A 17793-nucleotide genomic window follows, 5' to 3' on the forward strand; every position below is an offset into this window, starting at 1 on the left:
TTTTTCAGTTCCCCGGCGAAAGCCGGGGCCCAGGGTTTCTCTTCCGGCTCGCTCGCTACCCTGGGCCCCGGCCTTCGCCGGGCAGCAGCTACGCTCCTGTTGCCGGCCCTCTTCCTCACCACCATCCCCGCCTCCGCTCAGGATCACGAACCCTGGCAAGCCCCAACCCTCAGCATCACGCGCTATGACGAGGACTGGTCCGACCTGAGCGACGCGGAGAAGCGCGCACATCACTGGACCGGGCCGCTCAAGTACATCCCGCTCGGCGAAGACGCCTGGCTCTCCACCGGCATCGAACTGCGTGCCCGCAACGAGAACTACCACGACAATCTCTGGGGCGGGGCCGATGCGCCGGACGACGGCTATCTGTGGCTGCGCGCCATGCCCTATGCCGATCTCCATGTCGGCCGGGTACGCGCCTTCGTCCAGCCGATTGCCGCCTATGCGGCAGGCGTGGCGCCGGCGGCCGGGCCGGTCGACCAGACCCGGGTGGACCTGCTCCAGGGGTTCGGCGAGGTCGATCTCGGCCCGGTGACGCTGCGCGCCGGGCGCCAGATGCTGTCGCTCGGCACCGAGCGGCTGGTCGGCACCCGCTATGGCCCCAATGTCCCGCTCGCGTTCGACGGGGCGCGGGCGGATGTGACGCTCGGCAAGGCGAAGGTGAGCCTGCTCGCGGTCCGTCCGGTCCAGCCGCGGCCGGGGACGTTCGACGACCGGACCTCGGACAGCAAGTCGCTCTGGGGCGCGTACGGCGTGCTGCCGGGGCTCGACCTCTATTATCTCGGCTATCGCAACGATCTCGCGCGCTTCGGCGGAGTGGCCGGACGCGAGACGCGGCACAGCTTCGGGCTGCGCTCGCACGGGACGCGCGGTGACTGGCACTGGAATGTCGAGGGTGTCGCCCAGTTCGGCAGCTTCGGGCGTGAACGCATCGCTGCCTGGACGCTGGGCACCGAAGTCGGCCGCAGCTTTCCCGTCGCGCCGCTGGCGCCCGATGCGACACTGCGCTTCAATATTGTCAGCGGCGACGGCAAGCCCGGTAACGGCACGCTCGGCACCTTCAATGCGCTGTTTCCCAAGGGGAAGTATTTCGGCGAGCTGTCGCCGGTCGGGCCGACCAACATCGTCAGCCTCAATCCCCGCGTCAGCGCCACACTGGCCAGGGACATCTCCGCCAGCCTCGCCGCCATGGCCTATTGGCGGTACAGCCGCATTGACGGGGTCTATGACATTCCCGGCAATCTGATCCGCGCGGCGGGGAACAGCCGTGCCCGCTTCATCGGCAAGGAAGCCGAGGCGACGATCGCCTGGCAGGCGACGGCCGAGCTCGAGCTGTCCGCCTCGCTCTCCGCCTTCGTACCCGGCGCCTTCATCCGCGAGACGGGACCGGCGAAGACGATCGCCATGCTGGGGCTGGAGGCCAATTTCCGGTTCTGACCTTTCGAAAATATCGAATGATAGGGCTGATTTTATTCGGATGTTTGCGAAATCGGGGGCGCCCTAGGACCCAATCGTTCCCCGGCGAAAGCCAGATCAAACAGCCAGATTAGAAAAAGGGAGTTCCCACCATGTCCGCCGCCAAATCCTCGACCCCGCTCCCCTGGCTGTTGCTGCTGCTCTCGGTCACTACCGGCCTGGTGGATGCGATCAGCGTGCTCGGGCTGGGCAAGGTGTTCACCGCCAACATGACCGGCAACATCGTCTTTCTCGGTTTCGCCGCCGCCGGTACGCCGGGCTTCCGGGTGGCGCCGTTCGTCGCCGCGATCGCGGCCTTCCTGCTGGGAGCGCTGATTGCGGGGCGGATCGGCAAGCATCATGCGGGACGACCGCTGCACCATTGGCTGATCGTCGCGGCGCTGGTCGAGGCGGCGCTGCTGTGGATCGCTGCCGGCGTTTCGATCGGCTTCGACATTCCCAGCCAGTCGCCGACCGCCAGCGTGTTCGCGATCATCGCGCTCACGGGCGTAGCGATGGGCTTCCGCAACGCGACGATCCGCCAGCTCAAGGTGCCCGACCTGACGACGACGGTGCTGACGCTGACGCTCACCGGCCTGGCGGCGGACTCGCACTTCGCCGGGGGCAGCAACCCCAACTGGGCGCGGCGGATTGGCGGCGTGGCGGCGATCTTCCTCGGCGCGGTGCTGGGGGCGCTGCTGGTCAACCGCTACGGGCTCACCCCGCCGCTGATCCTTGCCGGCGCGATGGTGCTGGTCGGCACCGCCGCCTGCGCGCTGCACCCGGCGGCGCGGGAGCCGCTGGCAAAGTAACGCCTTCCCGCTCCCCGGCGAAAGCCGGGGCCCGGGGTAACAGAGCGATACGGTAGAGAAACCCTGGGCCCCGGCTTCCGCCGGGTAGCAGCTAAATTCTAGACATCCGTCATCCCCGCCAGCTCCGCATCATGCGCGCCGAGCTGGACGAACTGGTCAAGCAGCCACGCCGCCGCCGGCCCCGGCGGGGTGTCGCGGCGCCAGATGCCCGAGAAGCGATAGGTGCCGCCGACATGGTCGGGCATCCCCAGCCGGATCAGCGTGCCCGCCACCAGGTCCGCCTCGATCATCGGCAGCGGCATGTTGCCCCAGCCGATCCCCTCGCGCAGCAGCGCGTGCTTCGCGCCCAGGTCGGCCAGCCGCCAGGTCTTGGGGCTGGTGACCGAAAAATCCTGCCCCTCGGTGAAGCGCGAACGGTCGGTCAGCACGAGCTGGGTATAGTCGCGCCCGGCGCCCGGCGGGATCACTTCCATCCGTCCGAGCGGGTGATCGGGCGCAGCCACCGGCACCATCGGCACCGATCCCGCGGTCATGCTCTCGATCCCCTCGACGCCGGACGAGAGCGGCCCCGAAATGCCGATCACCGCTTCGTGATCGAGCACCATCGCCGTGATCGCGCCGAGCGCCTCGACATGCAGGCGCAGCTGCACCGTGGGATATTCGCGGGCAAAGGCGCGCAGCACTTTGCCGAGCCGCTCGGCCGGCAGCATCACATCCACCGCCAGGCTGACTTCGGCCTCCAGCCCGTCGAGCAGCCCCTTCACCTTGGCGCGCAGCCCGTCCATGCCGTGCGCGATGCTGCGCGCCTCAGCGAGCAGGGCGCGGCCGGCGACGGTGAGCTGCGGCTTGCGCGTGCCTTCGCGCTCGAACAGCAGGATGCCGAGCTGTGCCTCGAGATTGGCGATGCCGTAGCTGATGACCGAAACCGCCCGGTTGAGCTTGCGCCCGGCGCCCGCGAAGCTGCCGGTATCGACGATCGTCAGGAAGATGCGCAGCTGGTCATAGGTCGGCGTGCCCGGCGTATTCACTATTCAACTTCCTCGAACGTTTCGAAGGATTTTATCCCTCTGATCAATAAAGCGGGCAAGTCCTAAATCCAGTCTCACAAGGGGCGGCCAGCGCTACCCCACAGGAGATACAAGATGATCGAACTTCGCCCTTACGACAGCCTCGGCGGCGCCAATCACGGCTGGCTCGACGCCAAGCACCACTTCTCGTTCGCCGGCTATCATGATCCCGCCCGCATGCACTGGGGCAACCTCCGCGTGTGGAACGACGACACGATCGCGCCGCAGACCGGCTTCCCGCCGCACCCGCACCGCGACATGGAGATCATCACCTATGTCCGCGAAGGCGCGATCACCCACCAGGACAATCTGGGCAACAAGGGCCGCACCGAAGCGGGCGACGTCCAGGTGATGAGCGCCGGCACCGGCATCCGCCACTCGGAATACAACCTGGAGGACGTCACCACCCGGATCTTCCAGATCTGGATCGTGCCGACCCGTGACGGCGAAGCGCCGAGCTGGGGCGCCAAGCCCTTCCCCAAGGGCGATCGCTCGGGCCATTTCGTCACGCTCGCATCGGGCTATGAGAACGACAATGACGCCCTGCCGATCCGCACCGATGCGCGAGTGATCGGCGCCACGCTCAAGGCCGGCGAGACCGCCGAGTATGCGCTGGGCGCGGACCGAAAGGCCTATCTCGTTCCCGCTACCGGCGCGATCGAGATCGACGGCGTCCGGGTCAACGCCCGGGACGGCGCCGCGATCAGCGACCTTGCCGTGCTCAAGGTCACTGCGATCGAGGACAGCGAGATCGTGATGGTCGACGCTGCCTGAACGACCAGCTGAACGAAGGGCGCGCGGTGTTCCGGCACCGCGCGCTTTTTCGCGTGCCTCACCCGCGGTGGCGGGCCTCGGCGAGGTCGAGTTCGCGGGTTAGTTTGCGGGCGATCTCGCTGCCGATCGCACGCCCCCTGGCAAGCTCCAGCAGCTGAGCGCGCTCGGCCTGGATGCCGACCAGGCGCAATTCGCTGGCCAGCCGTTCCTGCAGGCGCAGCTCGTCGGCGCTGCCGTCGCTCAGCCCGTCGATCCGCTCCTGGTAGAAGTCCATCACCCGGGCGCCGGCCGCCGCATAAAGGCCGGGATCGTCATGCGCCTCGCCTTGTTCATGCTGGTGACGCTCGACCGCGCGGATCGCCGCCTCCGCCGTGGCGACGCGCGCGGAATCCTCTTCCGCCTGGCGGGAGGGCTCGGGCGGCAGCTTCAGGTCCTTGAGCAGGATCGGCAGCCCGACGCTGGCGAGGACCAGCGACACGATGATCACGCCGGCGGCAAGGAAGATCGCCAGGTCGCGCGCAGGGAAGGGCGTGCCGTCGCGCAGCGCGAGCGGCAGGGTGAGCACACCGGCCAGGGTGATCGCGCCACGCACGCCGGCGAAGGAAGTCGCCGCGACCAGTCGCCAGTTCGGGCTCTGCATCTCGGCGGTGCCCTCGCGCTTGCGCAGGATGGTCAGGCGCAGCGACGTCCACACCCAGGCGAAGCGCAGCGCGGCGAGGCCGGCGACGATCGCCACGACATAGATGCCTAGCCACCAGGGCGAATGGTGCCCGGTCAGCAGCACGGTTTCCTTGGCGCCGGCGACGATGCCGGGCAGCTGCTCGCCGAGCAGCACGAAGATCACGCCGTTCAGGGTGAACTGCAGCGTGTCCCACACCGAGTTGCGGCGCATGCGGGTGACGGCCATCGCCTGACGGGAGATCTCGGCGAAGGTCATCGTCACGCCCGCCGCCACCGCGGCAAGGATGCCCGAGGCGTGGAAATGCTCGGCCAGCAGGTACGAGCCGAAGGGGATCAGCAGGCTGACCAGGATCTGCGAGCCGGTATCCTCGCCCCAGCGCCGGGTCACCCAGGTCTTGGCAGCCGAGACCGCCAGGGTGACGAGCACGCCGATCGCCAGACCGCCGCCGGCGACCCAGAGGAAGGTGAGCGCCGCTTCGCCTGCCGAGAAGCTGCCGGTCAGCGCGGCGGCCACGGCGAAGCGCAGGCAGACCAGGCCCGATGCGTCGTTGAGCAGCGATTCCCCTTCGAGGATGTGCATCATGCGCTTCGGGATCGGCACGCGCGCGGCGATCGCCGAAACCGCGATCGGATCGGTCGGCGAGACCACGGCGGCAAGCGCGAAGGCAACGGCGAGCGGCATCGCCGGGATCATCCAGTTGATCAGCAGCCCCATGCCGATCACGGTGAGCAGCACCAGCCCGAGCGCGAGCTCGACCACGGTCGACAGATCCTTGAACAGCTCGTCCTTGGGGATGCGCCAGCCGTCGAGGAACAGGAGCGGCGGCAGGAACAGGAAGAGGAACAGTTCGGGATCCAGCACGACCCGGTGCGAGGTGGACAGCCCGATCACCGCGCCGAGCAGGATCTGCACCAGCGGCACCGGTACGCCGAACGGCAGCATCCGGGCGAATGCGCCGCTGACCACCACGGCAAGCAGCAGGAACAGGATGATCGATACGGTTTCCAAGGCTCTGTCCCGTTTCTGGCGCCGCCCGATCGCGGCTGCCCTGTTGAATGTCCGGACCCCGCTGCGAGGTTCCGTTATGGATCAGTTGGCGCTGGCGAGGCGGTAGCCGACGCCCGGCTCGGTCACCAGCAAGCGGGGATCGCTCGGGTCTTCCTCGATCTTCTGGCGAAGCAGGCCGATATAGATGCGCAGATACTGGCTGTCGGCGCCGTCGCTGCCCCAGCCGACGGCGAGCAGCCTTTTGTGGGTAACCACCTGGCCTGCACTCAGCGCCAGCGTGCGCAGCAGGTCATATTCCTTGGGGGAAAGCTTCACCGCATCACCGGCCAGCGACACCCGCCGCGTCTGGAAATCGATTTCCAGTGGGCCGCTGCGATAGGTGCTGGGGGCGTTCTCCAGGCTGGAGCTGCGCCGGATCGCCGCGCGGATGCGGGCCATCAGCTCGCCGATCTCGAAGGGCTTGTTCACATAGTCGTCGGCGCCATTGTCGAGGGCGGCGATCTTCTCGCCTTCCTGGTGGCGGGCGGAGATGACGATGATCGGCACGGCACTGGTCGCGCGAAGCGCGCGGATCACGTCCTTGCCGTCGATATCGGGCAGGCCGAGGTCGAGCAGCACGACTTCGGGCTTGATGTCCTCGGCCATGCGCAGCGCCGCCGCGCCGCCCGATGCGGTGGCGACGCTATAGCCCTCGGCGCCGAGTACCGGTTTCAGCACCGCGATCAGCGCGGGTTCGTCATCGACGAGGAGGATGTTGGTCATGCTTGGGCTGCCTCGGCGAGCGGGAGACGAATGGTGATGCGGGTGCCCCGGCCGTCCAGGCCGGGAAGCGTGGCTTCGATCGTGCCGCCCAGCGCTTCGACAAAGCCCTTGGCGATGGCGAGCCCGAGGCCGTTGCCGCGCCCGGCCGCCTCGCTGCGGCCCGCACGATAGAAACGCTCGAACACGCGGCGCAGTGCCGCCTCGGGAATGCCCTGGCCGCTGTCGGCGATGTCGATCCGGCAGGCGCCCTGCTCGGCGGTGATGGCGATCTCCACCCGGGCATCGTCGTCGCTGTAGAGGATCGCATTGTCGAGGATGTTGATAAGCACCAGCTCGAACAGGGCGGCATTGGCGGCGACGAGCAGATCGGGGGCGGGGGCCTGGAGCACCATCTGCCGCCCGCCGGCGCGCGGGCGGACTCGGTGGAGCGCCGCGGCGGCCATCTCGGCAGCGCCCAGGATCTGCAGCGGCTGCGCGACACCCCCCGCTTCCAGCCGGCTCATCTCGAGCAGGTTGGCGGTGTAGCGATTTAGCCGCTCGCATTCCTCGACAATCCCCCGCAACAGCCCCGCCGAGGTCTCGGGATCGAATCTCTCCCCATAAGCAATCAGGCTCGACGCCGAGGCGCTGATCGCGGTGAGCGGGGTGCGGAAATCATGGCTCACCGAAGCGAGCAACGCGGTCTTGAGCTGTTCGGCGCGCGCGACCGCCTGGCGCTCGGTGATCTGCTCGGACAGGGCGGCGCGTTCGAGCGCGAGCGTGACCAGATTGGCGACCGCATCGATGAAGGCCGGCGTGATCTTTCCCGGACGCAGCGGCTCGATTACCAGCACGGCATCGGAAGCGTTGGCGGGCTTGAGCAGCCTGCCCAACAACGTGCCTTCACCCTGGGGCTCGGCGCGGGCCGCGATTCGTTCGGCGAATGCATACCAGTCGGCTTCGGCCGGCGCCGCGGCAAGGCTGCGCAGTTCTCCGTCCTCGAAGCGGAACAGGGCGGCACGCGCGCCAAGGATGTCATGGACGGCGCGCTCCACCGTGGCGACAACGTCGGGCAGGCGGATCGCGGACTGGAGCTGGCGGCTCAGCGCCAGCAGGCTGTGGAGCTGCAGGTTGCTCGATCGCGCCGCCTGGGCATGATCCTTGAGCTGGCCGGCCAGCACGCCGGAGACCAAAGCGCACAGGTTGAAGACGATCAGCGGTGCAAGATCGCCCCCGGTCGCGATCCGAAAGGTGAGGGCGGGCTCGGTGAGGTAGAAATTGTAGATCAGGAACGCGGCGAGCGCGGCGATGAGCGCCGATGCCAGACCGCTCAGCGCGCCGGCGACAGTGATGCCGAGCACGAATACCAGCGCCGAAGCGACTTCACCCAGTGGATAGACGGTAAAGGCGATGACGGCCGAAAGCGCGAGCACGATCGCGGTGCGCAGCATGTCGTCGCGGTCCAGGTGCAGACGCGCGAGAAGCAGGCGGGCGATCGCGTTCGGGCGTCGGGACGTCATCAAGCTCGTTGCGTTGCCTCTGGCTGGTCCGGGCGGCGGGCTTGGCCGGGGACGACCTTGCTGCCCGCCGCCGCGGTGGGAACACGCGCCTCTTTTGGGGGGAGGCCTGCGAGAGGGGAATGCAGAAAAGCGCGCTCTCGACGAAAAGGGCTATGGCGCCTGTGCATGCGGGTCCATGCATAAAAAACCTATAGTAACGCCTACCGCCAAAGCCTCTCTAGGGATGTTTCCGAAACATTCCCTGGGAGAGGGTATGCGTAAGGAACTGATGCTGGCGGTGATGATCGGTGCGGTGGCGCTTGGCGGCTGCACCAAGCGGCAGGCGCCGGGCAACGCCTCCGACGTCACCGGCGGTGGCACGGGTGGCGAGGGTTATGCCGAGAATGGCGAGGATCCGGCTCTGGCTCGTCTCCAGGCCGATCTGGCAGCAACCGCGGGGGACCGCGTGTTCTTCACCTTCGACGCCTATACGTTGTCGCCGGAAGCGCGCGCCACGCTCACCCGCCAGGCGCAGTGGCTGCGCCAGCATCCGCGCGTCGCCTTCCTGGTAGAGGGGCATGCCGACGAGCGCGGCACGCGCGAATATAACCTCGCGCTGGGGGATCGCCGGGCGCGGGCCGCAGCCGAGTTCCTGACCATGCAGGGCATCGCACCGGCGCGGATCACGACCATCTCCTATGGCAAGGAGCGGCCCGAGGCGCTGGGTTCCGACGAGGCCTCGCACGCGCAGAACCGCCGCGCCGTGTCAGTCGTCATTCAGCTTCCGTAACGAATAGTGCGTGCGAGGCAGCGTCGCCTCGCGCATGATCTGCATTGCCATGAAGATTTCGCCCGCCGAATTTCCCCGTGCCGACGTCTCCGCTCGCAGGCCGGGCCCGCCGCCACAGGTCCGCCCGATCGGAGCGCCCGATCTGGCAGCGCCCGCACGTACCGACCGCCCCGCCAATGACGGTGCACCGGCGACGCGGATGCGGGTCGCGCTGTTCTCGGGCAACTATAACTGCGTACGGGACGGAGCCAATCGGGCGCTCAATCGCCTGGTCGACCACCTGCTCGATCGTGGCGCCGATGTGCGGGTCTATTCCCCGACCATAGCGGAGCCCGCCTTCGCGCCGGCGGGGGACCTGGTGTCGGTGCCGTCGGTGCCGATACCGGGCCGCAGTGAGTTCCGCATCGCGCTGGGCGTGCCGCGATCGGTGCGCGCCGATATCGAGCGCTTCGCGCCCAACATCATCCATGTCTCCGCGCCGGACCTGCTCGGCAGGGGCGCCCAGAAGCTGGCGCGTCGGCTTGATGTGCCGGTGGTGGCCAGCCTGCACACCCGGTTCGAGACCTATTTCGACTATTACGGGCTGGGCGCGCTGCGAGGGCTGGGCGAATGGCACCTGCGGCGCTTCTACCAGGCGAGCGACCGGGTGCTGGCACCTAATGCCGCCTCGGCCGACAGCCTGGTGGCAATGGGTGTGGCGCGCGAGGATATCGCGATCTGGGGACGGGGCATCGACCCCGCCGCATTCTCGCCCATGCTGCGCGACCTGGGTTGGCGCCGCGCGCTGGGCTACCGCGACGACGAGATCGTCCCGCTGTTCTTCGGCCGGCTGGTGATCGAGAAGGGCATCGCCGTATTCGCGGACACGATCCGGCTGCTGCGCGAGCGCGGCTATCCGCTGCGCCCGCTGATCGTCGGCACCGGCCCGGCCGAGGCGCGGTTCCGCACCTTGCTGCCCGACGCAGTCTTCACGGGTCATCTCGACGGCAAGGCGCTGGGTCGCGCGGTGGCGAGTGCCGACGTCCTGATCAACCCAAGCACGACCGAGGCCTTTGGCAACGTCAATCTCGAGGCGATGGCCTCCGGCCTTGCGGTGGTCAGCGCCGATGTCGGGAGCGCCCAGGCACTGATCGCGCCGGGACGATCCGGCATGCTCACACCGGCCTCGGCACCGGAACTGGCCGAAGCGGCAGAGCAGCTGATCGAGCGGCCTGACCTGCGCTTCTCGCTCGCCCGCGAGGCGCATGTCGCGGCGAGTGGGTATCGCTGGCCGGGCATATTGGACCAGGTCCTCCAATCCTATTCCGGGCTGATCGCGCGCTGACAAAGGCAGCCAAGCCCTGGGTTTGCTTGCGAAATTTAATTACCGATAGCTCCCCTAAGTGGACATAAAGGGTAACTATCTCGCCAATTCCCACCATTTGGATAGGTTTTTAGCCGTAAGCAAAACAAAGGTGGGTTGCGCGTTTCTGCAATGATTCCCGGAAGGGATGATAATTCCATGCGATGAAGCTTTTTAACTGGCTTCGCGAACGGGAAGTTGTGCTGAAATAATGTGGGTCAACCCGCCTGATGTCCATCAGGGGGATAGCATAGTCATGCGTTATCAGAACTATGGTGCTCCAGCGGCGAGCGCTGGTATCGGCAGGATTGATCTTCGATTGTTCGGTGGCGTTGCCGCCGCTGCGATAGCGGCGCCTCTCGCGCTGATCGCCCCCGCCCAGGCGCAATCCGGCGCGACCGGAGACGAGCAGGACGCCATCGTTGTGGTCGGCTCGCGCAGCGGCAACAAGGCGCTGGAAAGCTCCGCTCCGGTCCAGCTCGTCAGCGGCGAGGATCTGCAGGCAACTGGCGCCCGCACCCTGTCCGAAGCGCTGCAGCGCCTCGTGCCCTCCTTCAATTTCCCCACATCGGTACCGTCTTCGAATGCGGCCAGCTTCGTGAAGGGCGTGTCGCTGCGTGGCCTGGCGGCGGACGAGACGCTGGTGCTGATCAACGGCAAGCGCCGCCACGCGACCGCCCAGCTCAACGCCGGCAGCGGTGTTGCCAAGGGCGCGCAGACGGTTGACCTCAACAGCATCCCGCTGAGCGCGATCGAGCGCGTCGAGGTGCTGCTCGACGGCGCCTCGGCCCAATATGGTTCGGATGCGATCGCGGGCGTGGTCAACATCGTGCTCAAGAAGCAGGCCGGGCACGGCAATCTCGCGGTCCAGTACGGCGTCAACGACAAGGGCGATGGCGAGACCAAGAGCATCGAGGGCTCGATCGGCGCGAAGCTGCCGGGCGACGGTTCGGTCACCCTGGCGTTCGACGTCTGGGACATCGGCCGTACTCGGCTTTCGGGCCGGGACAACCGGACGATGTACTTCGCCGGAGATCCGCGCGAAGCGAGCTTCCCCAACCGCAACTGGTTCTATGGCAGCGGCGCCACCAAGCGGGAGAACCTGCTGCTCAACGCCGAGAGCACCGTCGGCGGCGTGACGCTTTACCTCACCGGAAGCTATGGCTGGCGCAAGGATGAGGGCTTTGGCAATCTCCGCCAGCCCAATGCGGACCAGACGGTTCGCGCGCTTTTCCCGGATGGTTTCCAGCCCTTCCTGCGCGTCCATTCGCGCGACGCCTCGATCGGCGGCGGTGCGCGCTGGTCGGGCAAGGCCGGCGACTTCGACCTGGGGGCGAACTATGGCCGCAACCGGGTGGAGAGCCTGGTCTACAACACCAACAATGCCAGCCTCGGCACGGCCAGTCCGACATCGTTCAACACCGGCGACCTGCTCAACGAGCAGGCCAATGTCACCTTCGACTGGAAGCGTCCGTTCGAGACCGGCTTGCTGCGCGGGCCGCTTAATGTCGCGGCGGGCCTGGCCTATCGCCAGGAGGCCTATCAGGTGTTCCAGGGCGATTATGGTTCCTGGGCCAATGGCGGCGTGCCGATCCTCGACGGCCCCAATGCCGGCAAGGTGGCGACGCCGGCTTCGCAGGGCTTTGGCGGCTTCTCGCCCGACGATGCCGGACGCACCACCCGCGACGTGGTCGGCGGCTATCTCGAGCTCGAGACCGAACTTGCCAAGGGCCTGCGCGTCACCGCGTCCGGCCGCGTCGAGCATTATTCGGACTTCGGCACCACCGCCAACGCCCGCCTGGCGCTGCGCTATGAAGTGACGCCGAAGCTTGCTTGGCGGGGCAGCGCCGGCACCGGCTACCGCGCGCCGTCGCTCGGCCAGTCGGCCTATTCGCGCACGATCCCGAACATCACCAATGGCGTGCTGGCGACCAACAAGCTGGCGCGGGTGGACAGCGCGGTTGCCCGGGCGCTCGGCGCGACGCCGCTCAAGCCGGAAAAGGCAACCAACCTTTCGACCGGCCTGGTCTGGACGCCGAGCGGCGACCTGTCGGTGACGGTGGATTTCTACCAGACGACGATCGACGATCGCATCGCCTTGTCCGAGACGCTGACCGGCACGCTGGTCCGCCAGGTGCTGACCGGTGCCGGCTTCCCGACCTATTCGGGCGCGCAATATTTCACCAATGCCGTCGACACCCGGACCCGCGGCATCGATGCGACCGCGCGCTATCGCTGGCGGCTGGACCAGGACCAGCGGCTCGACCTGAGCGCGGGCTTCAACCTGAGCGACACCAGGATCACCCATATCAAGGCAACTCCGGCGGTGCTGGCCGGCAGCGGCCTGTCGCTTATCGGGCATGAGGCGCGCGGGCTGATCGAGGAATGGAACCCCGATACGTTCGTCCGCCTGGCCGCCGACTACACCAATGGCGGCTTCGACGCGCACCTCTCGGGCACACGCTACGGCATCTATTGGGCGCGCAACGCCGTGGTCGCCTATGACCAGCGCTTCGGGCCGCAGGAAGTGGTGAACTTCTCGGCCGGCTATCGCCTGTTCGCCAATGCGCGTGTCTCGGCCGGCATCAACAACCTGCTCGACAGCCGTCCTGATCAGGTGCTCCCGGCCGCCCGCAATCCCGTGGTCGCGCTCTATTCCGGCCTGTCGCCCGAGGGTGGCGCCGGCCGCACCTATTTCGCTCGCCTCGACCTGTCCTTCTAAGGAGCCAGTCCCCATGAAATCCCGATATCTTAGCGCGCTGCTGATCGCCGCGGCCGGCCTTTCCGGTGCCGTCAGCCTGTCGTCCATGCCCGTCTTCGCGCAGGAGCATGCGGCGGTCGAGGAGCGTGGCCCCGCCGCGACCCGCACTGCCGTGATCGCTGCGATCGATGCCTATCGCACGGCGGTGGTGAAGGCTGACCGCTCGGGACTGGACGCCGCCTTCCATCCCGACCTTTCCTATGGCCACACCGATGGTGCGGTACTCGGCAAGAATGAGCAGATCGACCGGACGCTGGCGCCCGGCAAGCGCTTCACCGCAGTCGACATCGCCGATGCCAGCGTCCGCAGCTACGGCAATGTCGCCTATGTCACCGCCAGCTGGACCTTCCACCTGAGCAAGGACGACGGCACCACCAGCACCGCACGGCTTTCGGGCCTCGACGTGTGGACCAAGGGATCGCGCGGCTGGCAGCTCATCGCCCGCCAGCTGACCCGCCCCGCGCAATAATCCCCCTTTTCCAAGCGAGACATTCCATGGCCCGATTTGCCCTTGGTTCGAAACTGCTCCTGCTGCTGGCAGGCGCTGCGCTGCCCTTCGCCGGTGCACATGCCCAAAGCTTCACGCCGGAACAGCTCCAGGCGGCGACCGCGCTGCAGGAGCGCATCCCCAATCTCGACAACCATCTCGATATTCCGTTCGACTTCGGCACCGGCGCGCATGACCCCGGCCAGGACGGGCCCGACCAGTTCGACTTCGTCAAGGCGAAGCGCGGCCGGTTGAAGGGCGCAGTGCTGGCGATCTTCGTGCCGCAGAACGCGCGCACCCCCGCCGGCTATGCCGAAGCCGCGGCCAAGGGGCAGCAGAAGCTGGATGCGATCCAAGCCGTGGTCCGCCGTTATCCGCAGCAAACCGAGATCGCGCGTTCGCCCGAGGAGCTGCAGGCGATCGAAGGCTCGGGCCGTGTCGCGATCATCCTGTCGATCCTCAACGGCAATCTGATCGGCAAGGACCTGAGCCAGCTCGACGCATGGCACGCCAAGGGCGTGTCGATCTTCGGCTTCACCCATGCCGGCAACAACGACCTGGCGGATTCCGCCCGGCCCAACCTGCTGCGCGGTGACAAGCTCAATGAACACGGTGGGTTGTCGCCGCTGGGTCGCCAGGCGGTCGCGCGGCTCAACGACCTCGGCGTGGTGATCGATGTGTCGCAGATCACCGCGCAGGGCGTCCGCCAGGTGCTGGAGCTGAGCCGTGCCCCGGTGATCGCCTCGCATTCGAATGCGCGTGCGGTGATCGACCATCCGCGCAACCTGGACGACGCGACCCTGCAGGCGATCGCGGCCAAGGGCGGCGTCGTCGCGATCAACGCCTATAGCTCCTGGGTGAAGGCCTTCCCGCCGGAAGCGCTGGCCAAGCTCAACGAGATCCGCCGCCGCTACGGCATTCCCGAGGACAAGACGCCGGCGGGCATCCAGCCGCTGTCGGACAAGGGCGTGAAGGTGCTCCCGCCCGAGGTCTTCGCGAAGTACAGCGAGGAATTCCACGAAATCACCGGCAGCCCGGACTATCGCGCGTCGCTCAAGGATTATGTCGACCAGATCGACTATGTCGTGAAGAAGATCGGCATCGACCATGTCGGCATCTCGTCCGACTTCAACCATGGCGGCGGCGTGATCGGCTGGAACGATGTCGGCGAGTCCGTCAACATCACCGCCGAGCTGCAGCGCCGAGGCTATGGCGAGGGCGATATCGCCAAGCTGTGGGGTGGCAACTTCCTGCGCGTCTGGGGCCAGGTGCAGGCGCTCGCCAAGCCGAAGGCCGGCCAGTGAGGATCGACCGCCGCGCCACGCTGGGGCTGCTGGCAGCCGCCCCGCTGCTTCCCGGGGCCGTACGCGCCCGTCCGGTCGCGCCGGGGACCCGCACCGCGATCGTGATCGGTGCCGGGATCGTCGGCGCCGCGATAGCCTATGAGCTGGCCAAGCGTGGCGTCGCGGTCACTATCCTCGAGAAGTCCAGGCCGGCGGCGGGGGCGACGGGCGATTCCTTCGCCTATCTCAACGCCTCGACCAAGACCGGCTCGCGGCCCTATTTCCAGCTGAACTGGCTGGGCATGGCCGGCTGGCGGATCTGGCAGCAGGAGGCCGGCCCTGCGCTCCCCCTGCAATGGGGCGGAGCCACCTATTGGCGTGACAGCGAGGCCGAGGCGGCCAGGCTGGGTGCGAGCCTGAGAATCGCGCAATCCTGGGGCTATGCCGGTCGCAGTGTGGATGCGGGGGCGCTCAAGACCCTGCTGCCGGGGCTCGGCATCGGCTCGGTCTCGGCGGCGGCCTTCTTCCCGGAGGAAGGGGCGGTGGATCCCGCCGGCGCGGTGGCCGCATTGCTCGAGCGTGCGCGGAAACTCGGTGCGAAATTGCGGGCGCCGGTCGAAGTGCGCTCGCTGCTCGTCCGCGACGGCAAGGTTGCCGGCGTGCAGACGGCGGATGGCGTGATCGAAGCCGATACCGTGGTGCTCGCGGCGGGCCTGGGCAGTGAGGCGCTGGCCGGTCGGGCGGGCATAGGGCTGCCGCTCACCGCCTCGCCGGGCGTGCTGCTCCACACCCGTCCGCAAAGGCCGGTGCTCGATCGAGTGGTCTTCGCGCCGCGCAGTACCTTCAAGCAGATGCCGGACGGTCGCTTCGTCGCCAGCATCAGCGGGCATGAGGGCGGCGCACCGGAAGGGGCGGGGGTGGAAGCCTTCGGACAGGCAATCCAGCGCGCGGCGGCCACCTATCTGCCGGGCATCGCAAATGCCGGGATCGAGCGCGTCAGCGTCGGCCAGCGCGTGGTGCCGGCGGATTCCTTCCCCGTCGTCGGGTTCACGCCGAAGCTGGGCGGGCTCTATGTCGCCGTCACCCATAGCGGCGTCACGCTCGCGCCCGCATTGGGGCGGCTGGCGGCGCAGGAGATCGTGGATGGCGTAACCGCCGAACCGCTGGCCGCCTTCCGGCCGGATCGCTTCGCTTAGCCGGCGCTCCCCGCGGCGCTGCCCCAGCTGGTGAAGGCCGACCGGAGCATCTCCGCCGTCTCCGCGAGCAGCAGCTCCTCGGGCACGTCCTGCTCGCTGTGCAGCAGCTCGCCGGTGACATAGCCGAACTCGACCGCGATCCGCATCCGCCGCCAGATCGCCTCGCGCGGAATTGCCGGCAGCAGCGGCGCGAAGGCGTCGGCCAGCTTGTCCGCGACGAAACGGTGGGACTCGATGCGGATATGCTCGAGGCGCGGTGTCGCGTGGAGCGCGCGCTCGACCCAGACCCCGCCGGGCTCGTTCTGGGTCACCAGCGCGGTTTCGCGCAGCAGATCCCCGGCATGCGCGGCCGCTACCTCGATCCCGCGATGGGCATAGCGCTCGATCCAGTCCGCGAGCACGGCGTTCTGGCGTTCCATCAGCCGCATGCCCAGTGCTTCCACCACGGCGAACTTGTCGTCGAAATAGCGATAGAAGGTCGGCGGGGTCATGCCCGCGCGCTGGGCTATCATGTTGGTCGAGATGCGCTCGATGCCCACTTCGGCGAGCAGCTCGGCGGTCACTTCCAGCAGCGTCTCGCGCGTCTGCAGCGCCCGGGCCTGCTTCGGCTCGACGGTGGAGGAGGGCCGGGAGATATTCAGCTTCGCCATCGGGGGCGCTCTACGCGATCGGGCGGCGTCATCCAACCGCCCGTATCCGCAGCACGGTAGCCGCCGCGACCAGCGCCAGCAGCGCGCCCGCGCCATAGAGCGCGCCATAGCCGGCAAAGGCGATCAGCGCGGCGGCCAGCGCCGGGGCGGCGACCTGGGGCAGGGCATTGGCGATGTTGAAGATGCCGAGATCGCGCGCCGATTCCGTCGCCTCGGGGATAACTTCGGTGACGATGGCGACGTCCACCGCCGAATAGAGGCCGAAGCCGATCCCGGCGAAGGCAACCCCGGTGATGACCAGTCCCCAGGCCGGCTGCACCGCGAGCAGGGTCATGCCGATCGCCATCGAAGCCGATGCCGCGAGCACGAACGGCTTGCGCCGCGCGATCCTGTCCGAGGCGAGGCCCGCCGGCACCAGCACGATGACCATGGCGGCGATGTGGAGCGCCGTGAGCAGCAGCACGTCGCTGTCCGGCGCGGGGCGATGGATCGCGTCGCCGAGATAGTAGAGCAGATAGAGCAGGGCGAGGGCGGAGATCAGGTTGAAGCAGAAGCGGGTCAGCCAGGCCCAGACCATGTCGGCGGTGCCGGCGGGCGGACGCGCCGTCGCTGCCGGCGCGGCGGGCAGTGGTGTCGGGCCTGGATCCTCGATCAGCAGGAAGGGCAGGGCGCAGACCAGCAGCAGCGCCGCGCAGCTGCGATAGCCGGCGGCAAGGTCCGGCGCGGTGGCATGGGCAAGTGCCACGCCGCCGACGATCCCCAGCGCCTGGGCAAAGGCGAACCAGGCGCCGGCCGCACCCCGCTCCGCCACCGGCACACGGTCGGCGATGGTCGCGACCAAAGCGGTCATCATCGCATTGAGCGATGCCTGGACCAGGCACCAGCCGAGCGTCAGCATCGCGACGCTTTGCGCGCCGGACAGGAGCAACAGGCTCCCCGCGCCGGCCAGCGCGCCCAGCGCCACCCAGGGACGGCGGCGGCCGAAGCGCGAACGGGTGCGGTCGGACAGCGCGCCGAATATCGGGTTGGTCAGCATCGCCGCCGCGCCTCCGGCGGCGCTGACCATGCCGAGCACGGCGACCTTGCCGTCCGGCGCCAGCAGGCTCGAATGCTGGGCGAGCAGCAGTTCGATCGGGCCGAACAGCGCGGCCCATAGCCCGGCATTGGCCAGCGACAGTGCGGCGAGCCCGGCAGCGGAAAGGGGATCGCTCCGCGGCGCCGGCGAGGCGGAGGCGATCCCGGTCAT

General features: G+C 68.0%; 15 protein-coding genes. 9 read left to right on the forward strand and 6 right to left on the reverse strand.

The genetic code is table 11. The annotated features are described in order from the left end of the window. Nucleotides 1-99 precede the first annotated feature (99 nt). Complete coding sequence (locus AC1RJ5_RS21075; RefSeq protein WP_493115510.1) at nt 100-1437, forward strand: alginate export family protein; 1338 nt, start codon at nt 100-102, stop codon at nt 1435-1437. A 131-nt stretch (nt 1438-1568) separates the two neighbouring features. Continuing rightward, nucleotides 1569-2267, forward strand: coding sequence for a YoaK family protein (locus AC1RJ5_RS21080; protein WP_493115512.1), 699 nt, complete (start codon nt 1569-1571; stop codon nt 2265-2267). Nucleotides 2268-2365: 98 nt separating this feature from the next. Here the strand turns inward: AC1RJ5_RS21080 and AC1RJ5_RS21085 are convergent, their stop codons facing one another. Further along, nucleotides 2366-3295: a LysR family transcriptional regulator gene (locus tag AC1RJ5_RS21085; RefSeq protein ID WP_269576023.1), complete on the reverse strand. Its 930-nt coding sequence runs from the start codon at nt 3293-3295 to the stop codon at nt 2366-2368. A 114-nt stretch (nt 3296-3409) separates the two neighbouring features. On the opposite strand from AC1RJ5_RS21085, the gene AC1RJ5_RS21090 reads away from it, so the two are divergent. Then, complete coding sequence (locus AC1RJ5_RS21090; protein WP_184168505.1) at nt 3410-4108, forward strand: pirin family protein; 699 nt, start codon at nt 3410-3412, stop codon at nt 4106-4108. Nucleotides 4109-4166: 58 nt separating this feature from the next. On the opposite strand, the gene AC1RJ5_RS21095 is transcribed toward AC1RJ5_RS21090, so the two are convergent. The 3 genes from AC1RJ5_RS21095 to AC1RJ5_RS21105 form a co-directional block, all read right to left on the reverse strand. Beyond that, nucleotides 4167-5798, reverse strand: a complete 1632-nt coding sequence (locus tag AC1RJ5_RS21095) for a Na+/H+ antiporter (protein WP_493115515.1) — start codon at nt 5796-5798, stop codon at nt 4167-4169. An 81-nt stretch (nt 5799-5879) separates the two neighbouring features. After that, nucleotides 5880-6560 carry a response regulator transcription factor gene (locus AC1RJ5_RS21100; protein ID WP_493115517.1) on the reverse strand — a complete coding sequence of 227 codons (681 nt, stop codon included), beginning with the start codon at nt 6558-6560 and terminating at the stop codon, nt 5880-5882. Next, on the reverse strand, nt 6557-8059 hold the full coding sequence (locus AC1RJ5_RS21105; protein ID WP_342251213.1) for a sensor histidine kinase: 1503 nt from the start codon (nt 8057-8059) through the stop codon (nt 6557-6559). Before AC1RJ5_RS21105 ends, AC1RJ5_RS21100 begins: the two co-directional genes overlap by 4 nt. Nucleotides 8060-8312: 253 nt before the next feature. Between AC1RJ5_RS21105 and pal the strand changes: the two genes are divergently transcribed. The 6 genes from pal (at nt 8313) to AC1RJ5_RS21135 (ending at nt 15897) form a co-directional block, all read left to right on the forward strand. Next, nucleotides 8313-8828 (forward strand): peptidoglycan-associated lipoprotein Pal, encoded by a 516-nt coding sequence (gene pal / locus AC1RJ5_RS21110; protein ID WP_269576019.1) that lies wholly within the window; start codon nt 8313-8315, stop codon nt 8826-8828. Nucleotides 8829-8877: 49 nt separating this feature from the next. Further along, nucleotides 8878-10152 (forward strand): glycosyltransferase family 4 protein, encoded by a 1275-nt coding sequence (locus AC1RJ5_RS21115; RefSeq protein ID WP_493115520.1) that lies wholly within the window; start codon nt 8878-8880, stop codon nt 10150-10152. Nucleotides 10153-10426: 274 nt separating this feature from the next. After that, the gene (locus tag AC1RJ5_RS21120) at nt 10427-12892 is read left to right on the forward strand and encodes a TonB-dependent receptor plug domain-containing protein (protein ID WP_493115522.1); all 2466 of its coding nucleotides are present in this window, start codon (nt 10427-10429) and stop codon (nt 12890-12892) included. A gap of 13 nt (nt 12893-12905) precedes the next feature. Then, entirely contained in the window at nt 12906-13400 is a 495-nt protein-coding gene (locus AC1RJ5_RS21125) for a nuclear transport factor 2 family protein (protein ID WP_269576016.1), read from the forward strand. A gap of 26 nt (nt 13401-13426) precedes the next feature. After that, nucleotides 13427-14722, forward strand: coding sequence for a dipeptidase (locus AC1RJ5_RS21130; RefSeq protein ID WP_493115524.1), 1296 nt, complete (start codon nt 13427-13429; stop codon nt 14720-14722). Then, nucleotides 14719-15897, forward strand: coding sequence for an NAD(P)/FAD-dependent oxidoreductase (locus AC1RJ5_RS21135; RefSeq protein WP_493115526.1), 1179 nt, complete (start codon nt 14719-14721; stop codon nt 15895-15897). Before AC1RJ5_RS21130 ends, AC1RJ5_RS21135 begins: the two co-directional genes overlap by 4 nt. Here the strand turns inward: AC1RJ5_RS21135 and AC1RJ5_RS21140 are convergent. Together AC1RJ5_RS21140 and AC1RJ5_RS21145 are read right to left on the reverse strand one after the other, a co-directional pair. Next, nucleotides 15894-16547 (reverse strand): TetR/AcrR family transcriptional regulator, encoded by a 654-nt coding sequence (locus AC1RJ5_RS21140; RefSeq protein WP_184168497.1) that lies wholly within the window; start codon nt 16545-16547, stop codon nt 15894-15896. The genes AC1RJ5_RS21135 and AC1RJ5_RS21140 overlap by 4 nt on opposite strands. A 28-nt stretch (nt 16548-16575) precedes the next feature. Then, complete coding sequence (locus tag AC1RJ5_RS21145) at nt 16576-17793, reverse strand: MFS transporter (RefSeq protein WP_493115528.1); 1218 nt, start codon at nt 17791-17793, stop codon at nt 16576-16578.

The sequence above is a fragment of the Sphingomonas sp. GW822-FHT03G08 genome (assembly GCF_058801135.1).

What these genes read in the sequence shown, in the direction of transcription:
- AC1RJ5_RS21125 (WP_269576016.1), top strand. Translation starts at nt 12,906, where the DNA reads ATGAAATCCCGATATCTTAGCGCGCTGCTGATCGCCGCGGCCGGCCTT.
- AC1RJ5_RS21115 (WP_493115520.1), top strand. Translation starts at nt 8,878, where the DNA reads ATGAAGATTTCGCCCGCCGAATTTCCCCGTGCCGACGTCTCCGCTCGC.
- AC1RJ5_RS21080 (WP_493115512.1), top strand. Translation starts at nt 1,569, where the DNA reads ATGTCCGCCGCCAAATCCTCGACCCCGCTCCCCTGGCTGTTGCTGCTG.
- AC1RJ5_RS21145 (WP_493115528.1), bottom strand. Translation starts at nt 17,793, where the DNA reads ATGACCGGGATCGCCTCCGCCTCGCCGGCGCCGCGGAGCGATCCCCTT.
- pal (WP_269576019.1), top strand. Translation starts at nt 8,313, where the DNA reads ATGCGTAAGGAACTGATGCTGGCGGTGATGATCGGTGCGGTGGCGCTT.
- AC1RJ5_RS21140 (WP_184168497.1), bottom strand. Translation starts at nt 16,547, where the DNA reads ATGGCGAAGCTGAATATCTCCCGGCCCTCCTCCACCGTCGAGCCGAAG.
- AC1RJ5_RS21105 (WP_342251213.1), bottom strand. Translation starts at nt 8,059, where the DNA reads ATGACGTCCCGACGCCCGAACGCGATCGCCCGCCTGCTTCTCGCGCGT.
- AC1RJ5_RS21090 (WP_184168505.1), top strand. Translation starts at nt 3,410, where the DNA reads ATGATCGAACTTCGCCCTTACGACAGCCTCGGCGGCGCCAATCACGGC.
- AC1RJ5_RS21130 (WP_493115524.1), top strand. Translation starts at nt 13,427, where the DNA reads ATGGCCCGATTTGCCCTTGGTTCGAAACTGCTCCTGCTGCTGGCAGGC.
- AC1RJ5_RS21100 (WP_493115517.1), bottom strand. Translation starts at nt 6,560, where the DNA reads ATGACCAACATCCTCCTCGTCGATGACGAACCCGCGCTGATCGCGGTG.
- AC1RJ5_RS21120 (WP_493115522.1), top strand. Translation starts at nt 10,427, where the DNA reads ATGCGTTATCAGAACTATGGTGCTCCAGCGGCGAGCGCTGGTATCGGC.